Source organism: Pseudarthrobacter sp. PvP004, assembly GCF_017876035.1.
In the GTDB taxonomy this organism is placed as follows: domain Bacteria; phylum Actinomycetota; class Actinomycetes; order Actinomycetales; family Micrococcaceae; genus Arthrobacter; species Arthrobacter aurescens_A.
Map to the genome: position 1 here is coordinate 3,192,279 of NZ_JAGINL010000001.1, position 22,142 is coordinate 3,214,420.

19 protein-coding genes and 1 tRNA gene are annotated in these 22,142 nt (G+C 64.1%); 14 read left to right on the forward strand and 6 right to left on the reverse strand.

Annotated features, from left to right (window positions below):
• Positions 1-2: 2 nt before the first annotated feature.
• A complete protein-coding gene (locus J3A64_RS14310) occupies positions 3-1,010 on the reverse strand; it encodes a zinc-binding alcohol dehydrogenase (RefSeq protein WP_210064610.1) in 1,008 nt (335 codons plus the stop codon).
• 127 nt (positions 1,011-1,137) lie between these two features.
• Between J3A64_RS14310 and J3A64_RS14315 the strand changes: the two genes are divergently transcribed.
• The 8 genes from J3A64_RS14315 (at position 1,138) to J3A64_RS14350 (ending at position 10,894) form a co-directional block, all read left to right on the forward strand.
• A tRNA-Ser gene (locus tag J3A64_RS14315) sits at positions 1,138-1,227 on the forward strand.
• A gap of 544 nt (positions 1,228-1,771) precedes the next feature.
• Positions 1,772-1,942, forward strand: coding sequence for a PLDc N-terminal domain-containing protein (locus J3A64_RS24140; protein WP_374100564.1), 171 nt, complete (start codon positions 1,772-1,774; stop codon positions 1,940-1,942).
• 133 nt (positions 1,943-2,075) lie between these two features.
• Positions 2,076-2,627, forward strand: a complete 552-nt coding sequence (locus J3A64_RS14325; RefSeq protein WP_014920774.1) for an SRPBCC family protein — start codon at positions 2,076-2,078, stop codon at positions 2,625-2,627.
• Between the two features lie 210 nt (positions 2,628-2,837).
• Positions 2,838-3,458, forward strand: coding sequence for a hypothetical protein (locus J3A64_RS14330; protein WP_210064614.1), 621 nt, complete (start codon positions 2,838-2,840; stop codon positions 3,456-3,458).
• A gap of 124 nt (positions 3,459-3,582) precedes the next feature.
• Positions 3,583-4,317: a YcnI family protein gene (locus J3A64_RS14335; RefSeq protein WP_011773531.1), complete on the forward strand. Its 735-nt coding sequence runs from the start codon at positions 3,583-3,585 to the stop codon at positions 4,315-4,317.
• A 104-nt stretch (positions 4,318-4,421) separates the two neighbouring features.
• A complete protein-coding gene (locus J3A64_RS14340; protein WP_210066166.1) occupies positions 4,422-5,069 on the forward strand; it encodes a DUF4232 domain-containing protein in 648 nt (215 codons plus the stop codon).
• A gap of 55 nt (positions 5,070-5,124) precedes the next feature.
• A complete protein-coding gene (locus J3A64_RS14345) occupies positions 5,125-10,071 on the forward strand; it encodes an ATP-dependent helicase (protein WP_210064616.1) in 4,947 nt (1,648 codons plus the stop codon).
• Positions 10,064-10,894: a DNA-formamidopyrimidine glycosylase family protein gene (locus J3A64_RS14350; RefSeq protein WP_014920771.1), complete on the forward strand. Its 831-nt coding sequence runs from the start codon at positions 10,064-10,066 to the stop codon at positions 10,892-10,894. Before J3A64_RS14345 ends, J3A64_RS14350 begins: the two co-directional genes overlap by 8 nt.
• A 180-nt stretch (positions 10,895-11,074) precedes the next feature.
• Here the strand turns inward: J3A64_RS14350 and J3A64_RS14355 are convergent, their stop codons facing one another.
• Positions 11,075-12,337 (reverse strand): ricin-type beta-trefoil lectin domain protein, encoded by a 1,263-nt coding sequence (locus J3A64_RS14355; RefSeq protein ID WP_210064618.1) that lies wholly within the window; start codon positions 12,335-12,337, stop codon positions 11,075-11,077.
• A 293-nt stretch (positions 12,338-12,630) separates the two neighbouring features.
• On the opposite strand from J3A64_RS14355, the gene J3A64_RS14360 reads away from it, so the two are divergent.
• From J3A64_RS14360 to J3A64_RS14370, 3 genes are read left to right on the forward strand one after another with little or no spacing between them, the layout of a single operon-like run.
• Entirely contained in the window at positions 12,631-14,574 is a 1,944-nt protein-coding gene (locus tag J3A64_RS14360) for a glycosyltransferase (RefSeq protein WP_210064620.1), read from the forward strand.
• A 51-nt stretch (positions 14,575-14,625) separates the two neighbouring features.
• Complete coding sequence (locus J3A64_RS14365; protein ID WP_011773525.1) at positions 14,626-15,063, forward strand: STAS domain-containing protein; 438 nt, start codon at positions 14,626-14,628, stop codon at positions 15,061-15,063.
• Positions 15,054-16,286, forward strand: coding sequence for a glycoside hydrolase family 26 protein (locus J3A64_RS14370; protein ID WP_210064621.1), 1,233 nt, complete (start codon positions 15,054-15,056; stop codon positions 16,284-16,286). The genes J3A64_RS14365 and J3A64_RS14370 overlap by 10 nt, the downstream gene beginning before the upstream one ends.
• A 17-nt stretch (positions 16,287-16,303) precedes the next feature.
• Here J3A64_RS14370 and J3A64_RS14375 read toward each other — a convergent pair whose 3' ends face one another.
• Positions 16,304-16,933: a YitT family protein gene (locus tag J3A64_RS14375; RefSeq protein ID WP_011773523.1), complete on the reverse strand. Its 630-nt coding sequence runs from the start codon at positions 16,931-16,933 to the stop codon at positions 16,304-16,306.
• A gap of 60 nt (positions 16,934-16,993) precedes the next feature.
• Here J3A64_RS14375 and J3A64_RS14380 point away from each other — a divergent pair, with 60 nt between their 5' ends.
• Positions 16,994-18,457 carry a PLP-dependent aminotransferase family protein gene (locus J3A64_RS14380; RefSeq protein ID WP_210064622.1) on the forward strand — a complete coding sequence of 488 codons (1,464 nt, stop codon included), beginning with the start codon at positions 16,994-16,996 and terminating at the stop codon, positions 18,455-18,457.
• A 23-nt stretch (positions 18,458-18,480) separates the two neighbouring features.
• Here the strand turns inward: J3A64_RS14380 and J3A64_RS14385 are convergent, their stop codons facing one another.
• Positions 18,481-18,963, reverse strand: a complete 483-nt coding sequence (locus J3A64_RS14385) for a DUF4188 domain-containing protein (protein WP_210064623.1) — start codon at positions 18,961-18,963, stop codon at positions 18,481-18,483.
• 87 nt (positions 18,964-19,050) lie between these two features.
• Here J3A64_RS14385 and J3A64_RS14390 point away from each other — a divergent pair, with 87 nt between their 5' ends.
• On the forward strand, positions 19,051-19,626 hold the full coding sequence (locus J3A64_RS14390; RefSeq protein ID WP_286176332.1) for a TetR-like C-terminal domain-containing protein: 576 nt from the start codon (positions 19,051-19,053) through the stop codon (positions 19,624-19,626).
• Positions 19,627-19,649: 23 nt separating this feature from the next.
• Here J3A64_RS14390 and J3A64_RS14395 read toward each other — a convergent pair whose 3' ends face one another.
• Together J3A64_RS14395 and J3A64_RS14400 are read right to left on the reverse strand one after the other, a co-directional pair.
• A complete protein-coding gene (locus J3A64_RS14395; RefSeq protein WP_210064624.1) occupies positions 19,650-20,342 on the reverse strand; it encodes an SRPBCC domain-containing protein in 693 nt (230 codons plus the stop codon).
• Positions 20,335-21,000, reverse strand: a complete 666-nt coding sequence (locus J3A64_RS14400; RefSeq protein WP_210064625.1) for a helix-turn-helix domain-containing protein — start codon at positions 20,998-21,000, stop codon at positions 20,335-20,337. Before J3A64_RS14400 ends, J3A64_RS14395 begins: the two co-directional genes overlap by 8 nt.
• Positions 21,001-21,152: 152 nt before the next feature.
• Here J3A64_RS14400 and J3A64_RS14405 point away from each other — a divergent pair, with 152 nt between their 5' ends.
• Positions 21,153-22,082 carry a pseudouridine synthase gene (locus tag J3A64_RS14405; protein WP_210066170.1) on the forward strand — a complete coding sequence of 310 codons (930 nt, stop codon included), beginning with the start codon at positions 21,153-21,155 and terminating at the stop codon, positions 22,080-22,082.
• Positions 22,083-22,142 lie beyond the last annotated feature (60 nt).

Consider the following 22,142-nt stretch of genomic DNA (forward strand, 5'->3'; position numbering starts at 1 on the left):
TATTAATCCTCCGGGTGGGGGTAGGCGACCACGTGGCAGAAACCGCCGGGCCGTTCGAACAATTTTGTGAGCGTGGCGGGCAGGTTCTGGAACAGGCATTCGCTGGTAATGAAGGTGTCGAACAGCGGGTCCCTTAGTTCGGTTGCCGCCTGCTCCAAGCGCTGGGCGTTGGACCGCCGGTGCCTCCTGGGCAGGGCGACGGCGCCCACCTGGCTGGAGCGGATATTCAGCCTGCGGGCGTGGAAATCCTCGCCGAGCGGCAGGGTGACTTCCTTGTCCGCAAACCACGAGAGCTCGATGACATCGGAGTCGTCGCCCGCGAGCTGGAGGCTCAATTTGAGGCCCTCATTGGAGGCGGAGCAGTGGAAGACGATGTCGTTGTCGTTCTTGGCGTCTTCGGGCTCGGCGAATTCGATGCTGAGCTTTTCGGCGAGGTTTCGCTTCTCCGGGTCCGCGTCCACCAGTTGCAGGCGGCCCAGCGGATACTTCCGCAGCAGCGTCGCCAGAACGCCACCCACCAAACCGCCACCGACGACGGCGACACGGTCTCCCAGCCTCGGTCCGGCTTCCCAGAGCGCATTGATGGCAACCTCAACGATGCCCGTGAGCACGGCGCGTTTCGCGGGGACTTCCTCCGGGATGGCGGTGAGTTGGCTCGTGGGGATCACGTAGAAGTCCTGATGCGGATGCAGGCTAAAGACCGTTTGTCCTCGCCATTCGTCCGGGCCTTCTTCCACAATGCCGACGTTCAGGTAGCCGTACTTCACCGGGCCCGGGAAGTCACCCTCCTGGTGCGGGGCCTGCATCAGATCAGCCACTCGCTCCGGGACGCGGCCTTCGTGGACCACCCGCTCTGTGCCTCGGCTAACGCCTGAGTACAGGGTCCTGACCAGGGCTTCCCCGTCTCGCCTCGCGGGCAGGGCCTCACGGCGCAGCTCGCCATCGCCGGTCTCAGTGACCCAGTAGGCCCGTGCTTCGTGTTCTTGTTCGTGGTGCTGCGAAATCGTCATGGTACTTACGAATCTATCGGTGGGGCGCTGCGGACGGAAGTTGGCTGTGTTTCTGCGCGCTCCGCTTGCTTGCTTCCCGGTGCTCGTTTTGGGGAACCGGCCTCAACTCCGGTACCCTATTTCAGTTGGTGACGTGTCCGAGCGGCCGAAGGTGCAACACTCGAAATGTTGTTTGGTGTAAAAGCCAACGTGGGTTCAAATCCCACCGTCACCGCCAATGAGAAAGGCCCTGCTTCCCTTTGTTTATGAGGGATGCGGGGCCTTTTGTTATGCCCGGGTTGGGGCCGGCAGCCATAGCCACCGAGAGATTGCCACCCGACATCAAGACCTTCGTTAACGTTGGTGTTGCTCAGCTGACCAGTGCTCGTAGAGTGCCTCCGGGTCTGCAGCGATGAGCTGAAGATTGCCACACTGCCGGCAGGCAAATGCCTTGATTGGCACAGTCCGCACCTTCCCGAATGCCCGAGCAGACCCAGACGTTGCGACGAATACTTCGCCCTTTCCCATCCCCGTCTCCGGGTACAGATACAGGGGGCCGAACAAGGAGTCTGCGTTGCAGGCCAGACAGAGCCGGGGAGGTTCTTGCTTCGTGTCGCTCATGGTCCAACTCTAAACACCTTTGTCATCCCTGACCGGACGAGTACCGTGAGGTCCAAGCGGTGGCTCTGTCGGCTGCCCTGTTTTGGGGGGGAAACATGAGAATTGGTGACGACGCAGGTCAATTCTGGGACGTACTCTTGATGGGCGCCGTTGGTCTCGCGATGACTGCACTCATACTTAGGGCTTTAGTTCAGATTGCGCAGCGCCCGGCCTTCGATCCTATGACGCGAGCTATCTGGATTTTTATCGTCCTGGTTGCGCCTGTTCTTGGGGCTATCGCGTGGTTTTGGCTCGGGCCAAAGGAAATCGAACCAACCTCGCGGTCGAGGTAGTCGCGAGGGGCGAGATCTCGGCACTCTCTCATGCGCAAAGCCGCGAGATCTAACCCTTCGGCGCGGGCAGGCGTAGATTGTTCCCGGATGCCGTAAGACACCCTCGGAACCGACACGGACCGCGGAGGCAACAATGGCCCAGCGAAAAGCCAAAAGCACCGACTACGCGTTCGTCACCGTGTGGCGTGTGGCGGGCACACGCGAGGAAGTCGTCAACATCCTGGGCAACGCCGCGGCCCTCAAACAGTGGTGGCCCGCTGTCTACCTCACGGTGACGCCCGTAGCGCAGGGCGGACCCGATGGCGTGGGCGCGACCTTCGACCTTCATACCAAGGGCTGGCTCCCGTACACCTTGCGGTGGCGGCTCACCATTACCGAACCGGTGACCCTCGACGGCTTCGCGCTCACCGCTGAAGGAGACCTCAACGGCACAGGCCGCTGGACTTTCGAGACCGACGGGCCCGAGGTCGTCATCACCTACGACTGGCGGGTCAGCGCAGCCAAGCCCTTGCTTCGCCGTCTGAGTTGGCTCTTCAAACCGGCGTTCTCTGCCAACCATCACTGGGCCATGGCACGCGGTGAGGAAAGCCTGAAACTTGAGCTCCGCCGTCGGCGTTCACCCGCGGGCTCAACAAACGTTCCGGAGCCTCCGAGGCCAACCTTCGCGCGGTGGGCGCAGCGCTAGGTTGACGTTCCTTCCCGGTTACTTCAGCCCTCACCCCAGGCGTACCGCGGAATTCCAGGAGTCCGGGCATGGCGAGCACCGGAAAGCCGGAGGTAACTGGGGAGGAACGCAGGAACGTGCACGTACGCACCCATCCGAGGCCAGGCCCGCGCCGAACTCCCGATAGAATCAAGACGCCGATCAATCAAACAGCCAGATGAGGGAGGACCCGTGCGCACATCGCAGTCCCGGGCACCCTTTCATGCGTTGCGGTCGGGCGCCGTCTCGATTGTGGTGGTTCTCCTTGCTGCAGGGGCCCACATCATAGGCGGCGGAGAACTCCCCACAGCACCGGTCCTGCTGGCGCTCGTTGCGCTGACGGCCCTGGCTGCCACACTTGCCACCCGGTTCAAGCTGAACCTTTTCACCATGGCGGGGCTCTTGGGCTCGGGACAGTTGGCACTCCACGAAGCCTTCACGGCCTTGAGCCCGATCACGGCCAACGTGCAGGGGACAAATCACCACCTCGGCGCTGAACCGTTGAGCTCCGGGCTGGACGTAGCGGCGACGCACACTCATGAACTCGGCACAGCCTTCGGCACCATGATGTTTGTGGGCCACGTGCTCGCCACCATCGCTTCTGCCGTCGTCCTGGCCAAGGGTGAGGATGCCCTGTGGCAGCTCGCCGCCTGGCTGCGGCCGCTGCTCGCCCTGCCAACTTTGGTGTTCAGGCCCGACGCCGGCGCCTCGCCTGTCGCGGTCGGCACACCCAACGTCTTTATCCCCCGCCCTTGGCGGAACCTTAGGCAAGACAGCCGCCGCGGCCCGCCCGCCGTCGTCGTACTTCCTTAGTTCCGCCCGGCACCTTCTGCGCACAACAAACCACGCGCTGCAACAGCACAGCCTTTGCATGGTGACGGGCCTCAAACCCGTACCCCCGCGCCGCTTCATCTGGCGCCCCCGAAAGGCACATCCCATGAAATCCTCGATTCGTCGCACCCTGTCCGCTACCGCCGTTGCCGGTGGAACCGCTGCCCTGATGATGGCCGGTCTGGCCGGAGCATCCGCCCACGTCGGCGCCGACCCCAACAAGACCGCAGCTAACTCGTACGCGCTGGTGACCTTTGGAATCCCCCACGGTTGCGACACGTCCGGCACCACCAAAGTGGCCATTTCACTCCCTGAGGAACTGAACGACGCTCAGCCGACCGTCAACCCCAACTGGACCGTAGAGAAGGTCACGGAGACGCTCGCTGAGCCCAAGAAACTGGATGACGGCACCACCATCACCAAGCGGACAAGCCAGATCGTTTACACGGCCAAGGCGCCGTTGGATCCGCACCTGCGCGACGCCCTTGTTTTGTCGGTCAAGCTGCCGGACGCAGCGGGCAAGACCATCTACTTCCCCACGCTGCAGACCTGCGAGACGGGCCAGACAGACTGGTCCGAGATCGCCAAGGAGGGCCAGGATCCGCACGATCTCAAGGCACCGGCGCCGTCAGTCACCATCACGGCAGCCGATACCGCAGGCGACCACCACGCTGCAGAAGCCGTCTCCACCGAGCAGGCCGCCGCTGTGACTGACGACGGCTCGCAGGCGCGAAGCTGGGCTGGCCTGATCGCCGGCATCGCTGGCTTGGGTCTGGGCGGTGCTGCGTTCTTCCGCAGCCGCTCCGCCAAGCCGGCCGTGGCCAAAGCCGACACCAAATAGTTGAAAGCGGATTGGCGCCCGGAAGATCACAATCCGGGCGCCAATCCGCACTCCTGACCGTGGCTGAATTGACTCGGATCAGGGCCGGGGCAAGGCTGGTGCCCATGTGGACTCAGCGCATCAAAACCGGACTTGTGACGACGACGGCAGCCGCTGCGCTGCTCCTTCTTGCTGCCTGCGGGCCAAGCCCCAGCCCGTCGGGAACCAGCAGTGCCCCGCCAACCTCTTCGACGCCTTCGGCCTCGTCTCCCTCGGCATCAGCGACGCCGTCCGCAACGGCGACGACGACGCCATCCCCCTCAGCGACAGCAACGTCCGCCGCACCCGCAGCACCTGCGCTGTGCAAGGCGGCATCGCTCACCGCCGCAACGGACGCCACCGGCGGCGGCGCGGCCGGCAGCATCTACGAAAAGTTGATCCTGACGAACTCAGGCACAGCGCCCTGCATCCTGGAGGGCTTCGCCGGCGTATCGCTGACTGCCGACGCCAACGGTGAACCGATCGGCGAACCGGCAACCCGGGAAACCACAACCCCGGTCACCAAAATCGAACTGGCTCCGGGGAAGTCGGCTTGGGCGGAAATCCGGTACACGCAGGCCGGAAACTACGGCGACTGCACCAAGGTCCCCGCCGCCGGCTTCCGCATCTACCCGCCGAACGACACGGCCTCACTGTTCATCCCGGAGCCCCACGATGCGTGCAGCAACCCCGGCATCAAGCTCCTGACCATCACCGCTTTCCAGGCAGTCTGACCGTCTCCCCACGGCTCCGGCTTATTCTGTCGGAGCCGTGAGGCATGATGGAGGAATGCAGGAGCCGAAAGCGTCGGATGGCGCTATCAGCCGTTTCAGCCAGGCAACCAGGGAATGGTTCCTCGGCGCTTTTTCCGAGCCCACACCCGCGCAGGATGGTGCATGGAACGCGATCTCCTCGGGCTCCCATGCCTTGGTAGTGGCTCCTACGGGTTCCGGCAAAACCCTGGCCGCTTTCCTGTGGGCGCTCGATCGCCTGCATTCCAAGCCCACTGACACGCTGCCAGGTCTTGAGACTGTCCCAGCCAATGGCAAGGGTCGGGCAAAGCGGCCTAAAACCAAGACCCGCGTCCTCTACATCTCGCCGCTGAAGGCGCTGGGTGTGGATGTGGAGCGGAACCTCCGCGCACCCCTGATCGGCATCACCCAAACTGCCAAGCGGTTGGGACTCCCCGCACCACTGGTGACAGTCGGCGTACGTTCAGGAGATACGACGGCGGCGGATCGCCGCACGCTGTTGACCAACCCGCCGGATATCCTCATCACAACGCCGGAATCCCTGTTCCTCATGCTGACCTCCCGTGCCCGGGAAACGCTCAGCGAAGTGGACACCATCATCATCGATGAAGTGCACGCTGTAGCCGGCACCAAACGTGGCGCACACTTGGCCGTTTCTTTGGAACGCCTGGATGCCCTGCTTCCGAAGCCTGCGCAGCGCATCGGGCTCTCGGCAACCGTTCAGCCGCGTGAGCTGGTGGCGCAGTTCCTGGCCGGCCAAGCCCCCGTAGAGATCGTCGCTCCGCCGTCCAAGAAGAATTGGAACCTCACGGTCACCGTACCTGTGGAGGACATGTCCGATCTGCAGGGCGCTGCCGGAGCGTTCGACTCCGGGCCGGCGTCGGGGTTGCAGCCACAGGCGTCCATCTGGCCGCACGTGGAGGAGCAGATTGTGGACTTGGTCTTGTCCAAACAATCCACCATCGTGTTCGCCAACTCCCGCCGCTTGGCAGAACGCCTGACAGCCCGCCTCAACGAGATCTACGCCGAGCGCCAGTTGATGGCGGTAGGCGGCAGCGAGTGGGCTGCTCCCGGGGCGGCCCCCCAATCCAACCCGGGAATCCCGGCCTCCACGGCAACCCCTGCGCACATGATGGCGCAGGCCGGAAGCTCTACTGGCGCCGATCCCGTGCTGGCCCGCGCACACCACGGCTCGGTGTCCAAAGACCAGCGCGCCATGATCGAGGACGACCTCAAGTCCGGCAGGCTCCGCTGCGTGGTGGCAACATCGTCGCTGGAACTCGGCATCGATATGGGTGCTGTGGACTTGGTGGTCCAGGTGGAGTCTCCCCCATCGGTGGCCAGTGGCCTCCAGCGTGTCGGGCGTGCAGGGCACCAAGTGGGTGAGATCTCCGAGGGCGTGCTCTTCCCCAAGCACCGCGCGGACCTCCTCCACACCAGCGTCACGGTGGAACGCATGCTGAGTGGGCAGATTGAGCGCCTGAGCATCCCAGCCAACCCGTTGGACATCCTGGCCCAGCAAACGGTGGCAGCAACCGCCTTGGGCAGCATAGACGTTGAGGACTGGTTCAGTACGGTGCGGCGGTCTGCGCCTTTCGCGAGCCTGCCGCGCTCTGCATTTGAGGCCACGCTGGACCTTCTCGCCGGCCGGTACCCCTCAGACGAATTCGCCGAGCTCAGGCCCCGCATCATCTGGGACCGGCACGCCGGAACCATCGAGGGCAGGCCCGGAGCCCAGCGCCTGGCCGTCACATCCGGTGGCACCATCCCGGACCGTGGACTCTTCGGCGTGTACATCATCGGTACGGAAGTTGAGGGCTCAGCTTCCCCCGCCAACGCGGACGGCAGTGAACCCACCGCTTCGGCGCGTGCCGCCAAGGGTGGACGCCGCGTTGGCGAGCTGGACGAAGAGATGGTGTACGAATCCCGGGTGGGAGATGTCTTCGCGCTCGGTGCCACCAGTTGGAAGATCGAGGACATCACCCACGACCGCGTGCTGGTCTCCCCCGCTTTCGGCCAACCTGGCAAGCTTCCCTTCTGGAAGGGCGATTCCCTTGGAAGGCCCGTAGACCTGGGCCGCGCGCTGGGTGCCTTCATCCGGGAACTCTCGGCCGCAGACGAAGCCCCGGCCATGGAACGTTGCCAGGCCAGCGGATTGGATGCCTTCGCCGCAAGCAACCTGATCCAGTACCTCAGGGAGCAAAAGGAAGCCACGGAGATTGTCCCGAGCGACCGAACCTTGGTGGTGGAGCGCTTCCACGACGAACTCGGCGATTGGCGGGTAGTCCTCCACAGTCCTTTCGGCATGCCCGTTCACGCCCCGTGGGCTCTTGCAGTAGGCCAACGCCTTCAACAGCGCTACGGCCTCGATGGATCCGCTATGGCAGCAGACGACGGCATCGTGCTGCGCGTGCCCATGATGGAAGATGAGCCGCCCGGCGCTGAGCTCTTTCTCTTCGACCCGGAGGAACTCGAGCAAATCGTCACCGCAGAAGTAGGCGGCAGCGCACTGTTCGCTTCCCGGTTCCGCGAATGTGCCGCCCGTGCATTGCTTCTTCCACGACAGAATCCGGCCAAGCGTCAGCCGCTATGGCAGCAACGCCAGCGCTCTGCCCAGTTGCTGGATGTCGCCCGGAAGTATCCTTCGTTCCCCATCGTGCTCGAAACAGTGCGGGAATGCTTGCAGGATGTTTATGATCTGCCCGCCCTGAAAGACATTGCCGCTTCTGTGGAGCGCAGGGAGCTCAGGATCGTGGAGACCACCACTCAGCAACCCTCCCCTTTCGCGAAGTCCCTGTTGTTCGGGTACGTGGCCCAGTTCCTCTACGAGGGCGACTCCCCCTTGGCCGAACGCCGGGCCGCTGCCCTCGCCTTGGACTCCACGCTCCTCAATGAGCTCCTGGGCCGCGTGGAACTGCGCGAGCTCCTGGATGCCGCGGTTATCGACTCAACTGAGTTGGAGCTGCAGCGCCTCGCCCCGGACCGACGCGTTCGAGGAATGGAAGGCGTCGCGGATCTGCTGCGGCTGCTGGGCCCCCTGAGCGTTGAAGAAGTGGCCCAGCGGCTCCAAGGCGTGGAACAGGCCGAGGTTGAAGGCGCGGACCACTTCGACGAAGCCCCGGCGGCTGCGCCACATGGCAGCGTCGTCGACGCCGGATCCCACCTTGCGGCATTGCAGAAAGCCAACCGCGCACTCAAGGTAACCATCGGCGGCGTCGAGCGCTTTGCCGCAGTTGAGGACGCGGCGCGGCTGCGTGACGCAATCGGTGTTCCGTTGCCCATGGGCGTACCGCTTGCTTTCATTGAGCCAGTCCACGATCCCCTGGGCGACCTCGTTTCCCGGTACGCGCGCACCCATGGCCCCTTCACTGCCGCTGAAGCTGCGGCGCGGCTGGGGCTTGGCGTCGCGGTAGTCAACACCGCCTTGAAGCGGTTGGCTGGTGACGGTCGCGTGGTGGAAGGCGAATTCCGTCCGCACGCCGTCGCGGAGCAGCCTGCGGACGCACCCGACGCAGAGCTTATGACCATTGACGCCCCACCGTCCAGCGAGTGGTGCGATGCCGAAGTCCTCCGGAAACTGCGGCGTCGCTCGCTCGCTGCGCTGCGGGCCGAAGTGGAGCCAGTGGACACCGCCGCCTACGGCCGGTTCCTGCCTGCCTGGCAGAACGTGACCGCGCCGGGCAAGTCTCGAAGCCAGGCATTGCGGGGGTTGGACGGCATCATCACAGCCGTGGACCAACTATCCGGTGTACCCATCCCGGCATCCGCGTGGGAACCCTTGGTACTGGCGAGCAGGGTGGCGGACTACAAGCCGGCCATGCTGGACGAACTCATGGCGGCCGGCGAGCTCCTCTGGTCCGGCGCAGGCTCGCTGCCCGGAAACGATGGCTGGATCAGCCTGCACGTAGCCGATTCCGCTGAGCTGACGCTCAACCCCGACCCCGAGTTCGAACCCGGCGATGCCCAACAGCGTCTCTTGGAACATTTCAGTGCGGGCGGTGGCTACTTCTTCCGGCAACTCACGGACGTTGCCGGCGGCATGGATGCAGTCTTGAGCGACGACGCCGTGGTCTCCGCGCTCTGGGACCTCGTCTGGGCCGGCCGCGTAACGGGCGATACCTTTGCACCCGTGAGAGCCATGATCGCCGGAGGGAAAACCGCGCACCGGCAAGTAGCCAAGGCGCCCAGGGCCCGGGCCCCGCGCATGAGCAGGCTCGGCCGTTCCCATGGGACGGGCCTGCTCGGCTCCCCCGGACTAACGGGGGGTCGCTACGGCTCGGTATCAGGCGGAATTGCGCCTGCACCGCCGTCGGCAGTGGGTCGATGGTCCGCTCTTCCCGCCCCGGAACTGGACCCGACCATCCACGCACGCGGCACGGCTGAGCTCCTGTTGGACCGCTACGGCGTGGTAACTCGCGGTTCGGTCATGGCAGAGAACATCATCGGCGGTTTCGGGCTCATGTACAAAGTGCTGGCCCGCTTGGAAGAAGCCGGGCGTTGCCGCCGCGGTTACTTCATCGAGCATTTGGGGGCAGCCCAGTTCGCCGTCCCCGCCACGGTGGACCGGCTCAGGTCCTTCACGGAGGATGCCCGCATTTCCAAGGCCGAACCAGCCGCCCTTGCACTCGCCGCGACCGACCCCGCCAACCCCTACGGCGCTGCCCTTCCTTGGCCAGCGCTGTCTGTCGACGCCGGTTCCGGTCACCGTCCGGGGCGCAAGGCCGGAGCGCTGGTGGTGATGGTCGACGGCGCGTTGGTCCTCTACGTGGAACGCGGCGGCAAGACGCTGCTCACCTTCAGCCAGGACGACGCCGTGCTGACAGTTGCGGCCCAGGCGTTGGTGGACGTGGTGCGCCGCGGTGCCGTGGACAAGCTCTTCATGGAGAAAGTCAACGGCCACGATCTCCTGGGCACTCCGATCGCCGTTGCCCTCGCGGCAGCGGGGGCGTACTCCACTCCGAAGGGACTACGAATCCGTGCCTGAAGGCGATTCCATATGGCGGGCTGCGACGCGACTGAACGAGGCATTGGCTGGGAAGGTCATCACGTCCTCCGACTTTCGGGTGCCCCGGTTCGCCACCCTGAACCTGTCTGGCTGGACCATGACCGAAGTTGTTCCCAAGGGCAAACACCTGCTCATGCGCCTGGCCGGCCCCGTTGATGAAGAACCAGGCGCCAGCAGGAAGCCCCGGACCCTGACCATCCACTCCCACCTCAAAATGGAAGGGAACTGGATGATCTACCCGCCGGGTGGTCGCTGGACCAAACCCGGCCACACCGCACGGTGTGTGCTCCGTACGGACTCCGCAGACGCGGTCGGATTCTCGTTGGGCATCCTGGAAGTGGTGCCCACAGCCGAGGAAGACAAGATAGTAGGGCACCTCGGGCCGGACTTGCTCGGGCCCGACTGGGACGAGGAAGAAGCGTTGCGCAGGCTTCGCGCTGAACCGGACGTCACCGTGGGATTCGCGTTGCTGGACCAGCGGAAGCTTGCGGGCATCGGCAATATCTACCGATGCGAGGCATGCTTCCTGTCCGGGATTCACCCTGCCCTGCCGGTAGGCGAAGTCCCCGACCTCGCCAAGACAGTCAACGACGCCAAACGGCTACTCGGCGAAAACCTGGGCCCAGGGCGGAGGACCACCCTGGGACCGCGCGCCATGCGGCCCGGGTATTGGGTATATGGCCGGGAACGCCAACCCTGCAGGCGCTGCGGCACCACTGTACGCCGCGGCTTGCTTGCAGGACCGGACGGCACCGAGGAGCGGGACATCTACTTCTGCCCACGCTGCCAGCCGGCGCCTTAATCAAGAACGCCAACCACCGGCCGGACCCAGCCACATGATAGCCGGCCAGGTCCGGCCAACAACCGCCGCGACGGCTGCGCGCACTTGCCAGCCCGGCCCGCTACTCCAGGAAGCTCCCCAGCCGCCCCAGCAATAGCCGCCGGACCCCGCAAAGCTGCGCGCCGCCGTCGGACGTTTTTATTACGCCATCCGCCACCACTTTTGGTTGGTGGTACCGGCGCAATCCCACAACTGCAGCCTCGCACCGTTGGCTGAATTCCAGTCAACTACGTCCACGCATTTGTTGGCCTGCGGGTTCACCAGATCCCCGGCATTGTTCAGGACGAATTGCTGCGCCGGGTTGCCATTGCAGCTGGTGAGCTGGACTGGTGCACCGTTGGCCGTTGAACCCCACGCCACGTCCATGCACTTGCCCAGCGAGCGGATGGTGCCGTTGGCAGCGAAGGTCCACTGCTCTGATGCCGCTGTGTCGCAATCCCACAGGTGCAGTGGGGCCCCGTCAGCAGCCTGCCGACCGGCCACATCAATGCACTTTCCGGCATAGCCTTGGATGCGCGTGCTGGCTGGCGAAACGGGCCTCGCCGGCCCTGAGGCAAGCTCGTACACGCGGACGTAGTCAACCAGCAACGACTGCGGGAATTGGGTCCCCGAGTTCGGCGCTCCCGGCCAGTAGCCGCCCACGGCAAGGTTCAACAGGAGGAAGAAATCGTGGTCGAAGACCCACGGTCCGGACGTTGTGGCTTTGGTCTTTTGTGAGTAGGAAATTCCGTCGATGTACCAGGTGATGGAATCGGGTCCCCAGTCCACGGTGAATGTGTGGAAAGCATCCCCCAAGGCCTTACCGCCGGGCAGTGTGTAACTGGCGTTGGAGGCGTTTGCCCCCGAATAGCCGGGTCCGTGGATGCTTCCCCACACCGTTCCGGGTTCCTTGCCAACGTTTTCCACGACGTCCAGCTCACCGCTGGCGGGCCAACCGTCGGTGAACACGTTGTCTCCGAGCATCCAGAAAGCGGGCCACATGCCTTGCCCCTTGGGCACTTTGAGCCGGGCTTCGAACCGGCCTTGTGTCCGGCTGAACTTTCCAGCACTTATCAGCCGGGCGGATGTGTACTGGCACGGCCCGTAGTGGCACTGATATCCAGCAGGGTTTTCCTTTCGGGCGGTGATGGCCATGTTTCCCTGGCCATCAGCTGCGGCATTGCTGGTGCTGCTGGTGTAGTACTGCAGTTCGCCGTTGCCCCATCCGGATCCTCCCGTGTCGTGAGTCCATTTCCCGGGGTCAGGCGCCGTGCCGGCGGGGCCGTTGAATTCATCGCTCCAGACCAGTTTTCCGGGGGCGGGCATGCCAGCGGCTGCAAGTGCAGAAGGCTCCGGGGCTATGAGGGTAGCTGCGATGGTCAGGCCTGCGACGAGCATCGTCAGGGGCATGAGTCTTCGCTTCATGGTGCCACTCTGTAGGGCCATCCCCGTGGCGCGCAAGCTTTTTCGACGCGACACGCAAAACGTCACAGCCCGGAAATAATCAACGCGGTTTTACTTTTCAATTCCGTAACGAGGACGAAATATCGGCGGGAGATGGTGGAATCAGGAACCAATTAGCTTGAAAAGAATTCCTTCAAGTTTGTTGGCAAAAGGACATTCCGTTCGCAGCCGAATTCCTTCCCTTGAGCATCGACGATGCAGCTCCAGGCGCGTCAGCCGTGTCCTCCCAAACTTCGCCCTGAGGGGCGTTGGACATGCTGACGCGCCTTGGCCTTTTCCCCAGCAGTTACCGGAGGCTAAAGATGGGCATTTACAGACAAATACTGGTAAGGATCCTTGCAGTTCTGGTGGTTTCCTTCGGATTGATCTACATCAGTTGGCGCTGGTCAAGCACCGTCGCCTGGGACGCCTGGTGGATTTCGCTGCCCCTGGTGGCCGCGGAGACCTACAGCCTGGGCGAGTCGGCGCTGTATGCGGTCACCATGTGGAACGCACGACGACGGCCGCCTCCCCCGCCTGCCCTGCCGGGCAGATCGGTGGACGTATTCATCGCCACCTACAACGAGCCACTGGACCTGGTACTCAAAACGGCCATAGCGGCCAGGGACATGGAGTACCCCCACGAAACGTGGATACTCGACGACGGCGACCGCGCCGAGTTTGCGAGCGCAGCCCGGCAGATCGGCGTCGGATACATCACCCGCGGTCCTGAGTGGGATGGCCGGCAACGGTTCGCGAAAGCAGGAAACGTCAACAACGCCCTGTCCATGACCACCGGCGAGTTCGTGGCCATTTTTGACGCGGACCAGGTTCCTGAACCGCGTTTCCTGGACCGCGTTCTGGGCTATTTCGATGCCGAGGAAGTGGCTTTCGTCCAGACGCCGCAACACTTTTGGAATGTTCCGGACCGGGACCCGTTGGGAAGCCAAGCGGAACTTTTCTATGGGCCGATCCAGCAGGGCAAGGACGGCTGGGACGCAGCGTTCTTCTGCGGTTCGAACGCTGTGCTTCGCAGGGAAGCCCTCATGGCTCTTGGTTTGACCCGCTACACGCGGACAGCCACGGAGCAGACGTGGCGTGCTTTGCGCAGGGGTCGGTCGCGGCTGCAGGACCTTCACAGCGAATTGGGCAGGCGCCATCCCGCCGCCATGCCCGTGGTGGAAAGTGCTTTGGAGGCGGTGGCGCGTGCTGAGCACCAAGTGCGTAGGGGCGAGGTCCTGGCCGAGATCACTTTCGAGCTCCGTGTGGCCTTCCATGCCGCCGCTTTGGCAGTCCCGGATGCGATGGATGACGTTGTGCCGGAACTGGACGCCGTCCTGGAATCCGTGGATGTTGCACATACGGACCAGGCTTTGGCGATCCACCCTATGGATACCACCACCATCACCGAGGACATGGCAACGGCCATGCACCTCCACGCGATGGGATGGGGCAGCATCTACCACCACGAGGTCCTGGTCCATGGGCTTGCCCCGGAGGACGTGTCCACCATGCTCTCGCAGCGGCATCGCTGGGCGGCGGGCACCATGCAGGTGTTTTTCAACGACAATCCTCTGTTCCTTCGGGGTCTGACGTTGGCCCAGCGCCTCATGTACCTGGGCACCATGACGAGCTACTTGAATGGCTTCGCCGCGCTGAGCTACATCGCAGCGCCGGTGGTTTTCCTGGTGGCCGGTACCTACCCGCTGACTGCCAGTCCTGTGGTGTTCTTCTGCCTTTTTCTTCCCTTCTTCATTTCGTGCCAGCTGCTCTTCCAAGTTGCAGGTAACGGGTCGAAGGGGCTGTGGCGAGGCCAGCAGTGGTCCTTCGCGCTGTTTCCCACCTGGATCGCGGCCACGTGTTCAGGTGCGGCCGCGGTCTTCCTGGGCAGGCACCTCACCTTCTCCGTGACAGCCAAGAGTAAGCAAGCCACAGGACGCGGGTTCCAGCACGTCAGGCTCCAAGTGGCGGCGATGGGGTTGCTCGTTGTGTCCTCGCTCATCGGCGTTGCCCGGGTGTCATCCGGGGAAGCGCCGCTCTATCCAACCCTGATCACGCTGGCCTGGGTCGCCTTGGACCTGGCCCTGCTCAGCGTGGTGATTGGTGCCGCAAGGTACCGGGGGCCGGGAGAGGACCTCGTGGAACCGATGCCCACACCTAAGGAGCTCACCAGCGTCCTTGCTTCGCCGAAAGGTTCGCCAAGCAAACCCATGTACTGACAGCAACCGTCAACAGACGCCGTTCCATCCCCCAGCAAGGAGCGACCCCCCATGTCCACTCTTTCCCATGCCCCGAACACCATCTCAACCACCTTGAAATCGGTGGACCTGACCATTACCGGCACCTTGGACGCTGCGTCCGTTCTCGCTATTCGCCAAACGTCCGCCAAGGCCGCCACAGACGGTCCCGTTCTGGTCCTGCTCGATATCGCGGCGGTGACTTCCGTGGGAGCGTCCGGGGTCGTAGGGCTCCTTGAGGTGCTGCACCTGCTGCGCTCCCGAGGCGGCGATCTGCGCCTCTTCGGGGACTCCAGCGCCCTGGCGGAAACCCGCCTCCAGGCCCATCTGGGTCACGTGGCCCGGATCTACGCAAACCGCCAGGAAGCGATCGACGGCGGCGCAGCACTCGTACGGCCGCGCGGGCTTGCGCCGCGGTTCAGTTGGCGCACCCTCTTCGGGCGCCGGCGTCGCTCCCTCGGATGGGGCTGACCATGGCGCAGACTCCACCAGCTTTCACCGGGCATCCGAACCGAAAACGACGGCGGGCCAGCCTGCTCATCCCCTTGGTGGTGACGGCACTGGCTGCCACGTGTTTGGGTTTTGCTTCCAAGGAGGTGGTGCCCGTGGTCCAGGCCCTGTCCCTTTGCCGGGCCGGAGATGCCTCCACCCTGATCCCCCGGGATGGCGTGCTCTTGGGCGTCAACCTGGATTGGGACTCGGAGACCTTGGCCGAACACCGAGCAAACCTCGGCCACGATCCCGCGGTAGTGGTGCAGTTCTCGGATATCCCTTACGACGACGAAACGTGGTCGCACACCACCAACGCCGTCACGCAAGTCCGGGAAACGGGCGGCGCGCTGCTCCTGACCCTCGAGCCCCACGGCGGTTTGGAGACCATGAGCGACGAAGTGATCGCCAAACTGGCCACCGACTTACGGGCCATCAACGATCAGGGGACCACCGTCGTCGTGCGTTTTGCGCATGAGATGAACGGCTCCTGGTACTCGTGGGGACAGCAGCCGATCCGCTACGTGGAGGTTTTCCGCAAGGTGGCGGCGGCGGTGCACTCGCAGGCTCCGGGGACGTCCATGATGTGGGCGCCAAACTATGGCGGCGGCTATCCGTTCACGGGTGGCCAGTTCGCTGCGCGGCCAGGCACCCCGGACTTCGCTGCCCTGGATACCGATCACGACGGCACCCTCACCATGGCCGACGACACCTACGCGCCCTACTATCCGGGGGACGACGCCGTGGACTGGGTGGGGGTTTCCTTGTATCACTGGGGCAACCAGCGGCCATGGGGCAACAACGACGTTTCGGAACCGGGCAAATTCCTGGCCATGCTCACCGGCAGCTACAGCGGCACCGCGGGTGATGACAGTTCCGTCCCCGATTTTTACCAGGTGTACGGGGTGGACCACGGCAAGCCGGTGGGCATTCCGGAGACCGCGGCCATCTACACGCCCGCGCGGGGCGGGGCCTCCGAGCTGGACGTCAAGCAGGCCTGGTGGAGGCAAGTCTTCTCCGCCGAAACCCACCAGAAGTACCCGCAGCTGAAAATGATCAACTGGTTCGAGTGGAAGAAATACGAGATCGAGATTAACGACGACGTCGACTGGCGTAGCGCTGGATCGCCCGCCATCCGCGATGCGCTGGCCCAGGACCTGCCGGACTGGTTGCGGTACGGCGAGGACCTGGAGGCGTGCCGTTAGTGCTTGCGCGCTAAGCCCTACGCTGCAGGCGCGGCCTCCACGGCTTCCGTGGGGGCCGTTGCCTTTGCCCGCTCCGGAACCATGAACTTCGGCAGCAGCACTTGCACAATCGGGCCGATGGCCAGGGCGTACACCACGGTGCCCACGCCCACGGATCCGCCCAGCAGGAAACCCACAGCAAGGACAACTACTTCGATGCCCGTGCGGACCAGCCGCACGGACCAACCGGTGCGGCGGACCAGTCCGGTCATCAGGCCATCACGGGCGCCGGGCCCAAGGCGGGCACCGATGTAGCAAGCGGAGGCGATGCCGTTGAGGATCACAGCGCCGGCGAGCATGGCGATCTGTCCGCCAAGGTGTGAGAACTCCGGGATGAGCCATAGCCCCAGATCGGCGAAGAGCCCCACGAGGACCGCGTTGGCGATGGTTCCGATCCCTGGCATCTGCCGGAGCGGGATCCAGAGGAGGAGAACCAGGAAGCTGACCGCGATGACCACAACGCCAATGCTGAATCCGGTCTTTTCGGACACACCTTGGTGGAAGACGTCCCAAGGGTCCAAGCCGAGGCCGGCCCGGATGAACATGGCCAAGGAGATGCCGTACATTGCGAGGCCGATCAGGAGTTGTGTGATTCTTCGGGTCATCATGAATCCATGGTCGCTGAAAACTGGCCTTGTATTCCATAGCCAGTTTGCAATACTGGTCTTATGTCCGGCTCCCTGAATCCCACCGCGCTCGTCCGCCTCCTCGGCTCCTGGAACTCAGGCGCCCTGCCCGCCTACCGCGAGCTGGCCGACGTCGTGCGTTTGCTGGTGATGGACGGGCGCATACCGCTGGACGTCGCACTGCCCAGCGAGCGGGCGCTCGCCCAGACACTCGGCCTCAGCCGCACCACGGTCACTGCCGCGTATGCGAGCCTGCGCGAACAGGGATTCCTCACGGCAGGCCAGGGCAGCCGCGGGCGGACGTGCATCCCCCACCGAACCGCGCCAGTGAGTGCGCCCGGACTTGCCGTTCCTGAGGGTCTCTTGGACCTGGCGTATGCGTCGCTGCCGGCCGCCGGCGAGGTAGTGCATCGGGCCTTCGCCGACGCCCTGACCGAGTTACCTGCCCTCCTGCCCGGATTCGGGTACGAGGCCGTGGGAGTGCCGGCCCTCCGGGAAGCCATCGCAGACAAATACACGGCGGAAGGGGTGCCAACGACGCCCGGCCAAATCCTGGTCACCTCGGGTGCGCAGCATGCACTCAACATCGTGCTGCGCACGCTGGCTGGAAAGCAGGACCGGGTGATGGTGGAACACCCCAGCTACCCCAATGCCTTGGACGCCATCCGTGCTGCAGGGTGCAAGCCGCTGCCCGTAGCACTACCTCTAATACAGTCGAGTACGTCACCGGCGTGGGACATAGATGCCATGGTGGCGACCATGAATCATCAACGTCCTGCCATGGCCTACTTGGTGCCGGACTTCCACAACCCCACCGGGCGCATCATGTCCGATCTTCAACGCCGACGACTCACACGGGCAGCCACTGCTTCCGGGACCATACTGGTGGTGGATGAAACGCTGCGGGGGCTGAACCTCGACGGCGTCCGCACCGCGCCGATGTCGGCTTACAGTCCGGCGGTTGTTTCCATCGGCTCACTCAGCAAGTCGCACTGGGCCGGGCTGAGGACCGGGTGGATCCGGGCAGACGAGGCCCTGATTGCCCGCTTTGTCTCTACCCGGACCGTCATGGATCTGGGTGGGCCCGTGGTGGAGCAACTGGCGGCGGCACGCCTGGTGCGGTCCTTCGCAGAGCCGCTTGATGCCCGGCTTGAGGAGCTTCGGAACAACCGGGAAACGCTGCTGGGGTTGCTTTCGGAGCACCTGCCGGAGTGGGACGTGGAGCGACCCCGCGGCGGACTCACAGTGTGGTGTCGCCTTCCCACGCCGTGCAGCACTGCCCTGACCGTGCTCGCCCCCGACTTCGGCGTACGCTTGGCGGCCGGACCTAGGTTTGGGGTGGGTGGCGCTTTCGAGCATTACCTACGCGTTCCCTACACCTTGCCGGCTGCACAGTTGGAGTTCGCCGTCGGTGCGCTCCGCGCCGCGCAGAACAAGTTGGACGCCTCACCCCACCTCCGCCGGACGCTCAAGTCCGCACGGCCACCCGCCGTCGCGGTTGCCTAGCCACCCAACCGACTGGGAGCCACTCACCCCACCGAGCCCATCCGCTGCTTCGCCGTGTTGCTGCCGGGTCCCACAGGTACGTGCTGCGTCGCCTTGGCCAAACCAAACAGCGGCATGCCGTTGTACACCACTTCAATGCCCGACGCCGGCACCTGGTACGTCTCGTGCCACACGCCGATGTCGCCGCTCCCCGCAATCTCCTTCATGAATTTCCGCCACGGGCCCAGGTGCGGCGAATCCCTGTCCGCGGCAAATCGACGCAGATGCTCCGGACTCTCCCAGTAGCTGAGCAGAATGGTGGTACGCCCGAACCACTGTTCGCTGCCCAGGAGCCCGGCCTCAGGATGAGTAGCTAGGTGCTGCATCATGGTGGGCATGGCCGAGGCTACCTTCGCGACGCGGCCCATTTTCCACCATCTGTTGGCCCGCATTCCGATGAGGAAGACGGTCACTGTATCGCGCCCGATATCCGCGGTGAAGCGGCCGGGAAAAATCTCCTGTGCCATGTGATTCTTTCGGTTGAAGAACAGCCCGGTTCCGAACCCGGGTTCCGTAACGTTGTTATGAAACAATGTTATGAAACACTTGAAGGCATGGCAAGACCCATAATTCATGACCAGCACGTCCAGCAGAGACTTTTGGAGGTGACCGCTGAGCTCGTGGACCGCGATGGGCCCGCCCGCGTCACCCTTCGGGACGTAGCAGCAGCGGCGGGAACGTCCACCACTGCGATCTACTCGCTGTTCGGCGGGAAATCGCAACTGTTGACGGCCGCCGTCGACGACGGTTTCCGATCCTTTGGCGAGTCCCAACGGGACGCCTCCGCAGACGGGCTTCCCGGGCTCGGCCGGGCGTACCGCGTCTGGGCACTTGAGCATCCAGCCCTTTACCGCCTCATGTTCGGCGGCGCCCTGGCCGCCTTTGTTGATTGCAGTCCGACGCCGGAGGTCGCCTCCGACTCGATGCTCCCCTTGGTGGAGGCGGTAGTCGCCGCCCAGTCAGCCGACGCCCTGCGCAAAGACGACCCCACGGTGATAGCCATGGCCATCTGGGGGCAGGTCCACGGGCTCGTCAGCTTGGAGCTGGCGCAGATGAACGACCCCGCGACGGACTGGCCGGGGATCTACGAAGCCGCCTTGGAATCCGTGACACGGGCTTGGGCCCCCTAAAGGGGAAACTGGCGGAGAACCTCCTACGCGTACACCTTCTCCAAGAACGCGCCCCAAGCCTTGGCCGTGAGTTCCGAATCGCCCGAGCCACTGAACTCGTGCACCGTCATGCCAACCGGAGCACCGAACACGTTGCGGCCGAAGAACCGGTACATGGTGTCCGCGGTTCGGAGGCCCAGGAAGTTCTCGTTGGAGAAGTCCACCTCGCCGCTAAGCCGTCCGACGCCGTCGATATCCACGTCCACGGAAGTACCGGCGGGCAGCCCGTCCACACCCAACGCTTGCTTCAGCTGCACGAAACCGTCAGGCGTCTGTGATGAAGGGGGCGCCTGAATATCCGTGAACACCACCGGCTTGCCGTCGAAGTGCTGCAGGTATTGGCCAAGGGTGTGGAGGTAGAACTCTGTGTGCTTGCTGGCACCGTCGTACTGCTCATCCCAGTTGTCGGCGAAGATCCCGCTGTGGACGTAGTGCAGCTTGGCACGGCCACCTTCAAGGGGCTCAAGGACGTGCTCCAGCTGGTTGAACCATCCGTCCGGACCATCCATCCGGGACACCAGGTGGCTGGGGTACTCCTCAGTGGTCTTGACGTCCGGCCACTGATCCGTGGGGAACATCCAAGCCGGCGTGTCCTTGGTGACCGCCTGCCACACACGCTCCGGGGTGCCGGGCAGTTCGGTGTCCGCCACGATTTCGAATTTACGGTTGTCAGTCATTGCTGTGGTCCTTTTCTGCTGATTTCTCCGAGGAGGCATGTTCGATTGGAGGGATCTTAATTGGAGGGGTCTTAAGGGCAGGGTGAAGCACGACGACGAGCCGGTGCTTGCGTGCGCCGCCCGCCACCGCGGTAGCACCGCCGTCGTGGTACTTATCCACGAGCTTCGTCACCGCTACGCCGAGCTCTTCCGCGAACGCCGCGCGTTCCGCGGCAGAGCGGAAGGTGATCTCGCCGTCGATCGCGAAGCTGGCCAGCTTCTTGTTGGCCACGGCGGCGCCGGCGATGAGCTTGCCCATCTCCTGCACTGTGCGGGAGGCGAGCGATAGGAGCCAGAAAGCGGAGAACCGGTCCGAGAAGCGCCGGGGATCCGGGGCCACGGAGGCCAGTGCCACCGGTGAGATGAGGTACGAGGCCGCCGTCGCACGCAGTACTCGCTCGGTGACGTTGCCCTTGCGGCGTTCCTCCACCAACTCCACCAGGCCGTGGCGCTCCAGGGATTTTAGGTGATAGTTGACCTTCTGCCGGGGCAGTCCAACCTTCGCCGCCAGTTGCGTGGCGGACGCCGGCTCGGAGAGCTCCTGGAGGATGCGGGTGCGGATCGGGTCCAGTGAGGCCTCCGCCGCGGCCGGGTCCTCGATGACTTCGATGTCCAACATGCTTCAAGTATTGTCACCGACAACTTTTCTTGTCAAGAACTTTTTTATCGTCGGATCAGCTCTCCCGTTGCGAGGCCTACTCTGCATGCTCTGAGCGCGATTTGGGGTGCAGAGCGGGCCCCGCACCGCAGCCCCGGTAGAATTGTTCGGTGATGCAATCCCCCCTCCCCGTGCGCGACGGCGTGAACGCGACCCGCCTGCGCCTGCCGGACGAGGGACCGTGGACCACAGCAATGGACTACATGATGCACCGCTGGGGACACATCGACCCCCAGGGCATCGAGGACCGATTCGACGCCGGCGAGATCGTGGGCGAAGGCGGTGTACCGCTGGACCGCAGCACCAAACTCGAGGACCACACCTTCATCTGGTACTACCGCACCCTCCCCCCGGAGACGCGGCTGCCCGTCGAAATCACCATCCTCCATCAGGACGAGCACATCCTGGTGGTCGATAAACCGCATTTCCTCCCCACCACACCCGGCGGCACCTACATCCAGGAATCCGCCCTGGTTCGGTTGCGAAACCTGCTCAACCTCCCTGACCTCATCCCCATGCACCGCCTGGACCGCATGACCGCTGGCCTGTTGCTGCTGTCCACCAACCCGGAGACGCGCGGCAAGTATCAGGTGCTTTTCGAGAAGCGCCAGGTCCAGAAGGAATACGAGTGCGTGTCCGCCGCGACGCCCGCCGCAGGCTTTCCCGCCGTCGAGTTCCCCGCAGTGGTCCGCAACCGCATGACCAAGTCGCGCAGCTACTTGCTGGCCGAAGTCATCGACGGCGAACCGAACGCGGAAACGCGCATTGAACAAACAAAAACGTTCGACGCCGGCACTCACCAACGCGCACTGTACCGTTTGGAGCCGCACACCGGAAAGACGCACCAACTCCGGGTGCACATGGCCTCCCTCGGGCTGGGAATCGTCAACGACGCCTTCTACCCGGACCTGTTGGACAAGGCTCCGGACGACTACACGAAACCCCTGCAGTTACTGGCCCGCGGCATCACGTTCGTGGACCCCATCAGCAAGCAGCCGGTGGAATATCGCAGCCAGTTGGAGCTCAGCGAGGCCCACGCCTGACGTAGGGCAGGAGCCCGTTCCTTCCGCTACTCCGCAGGACTACCATGGGTTTGCTGGGCA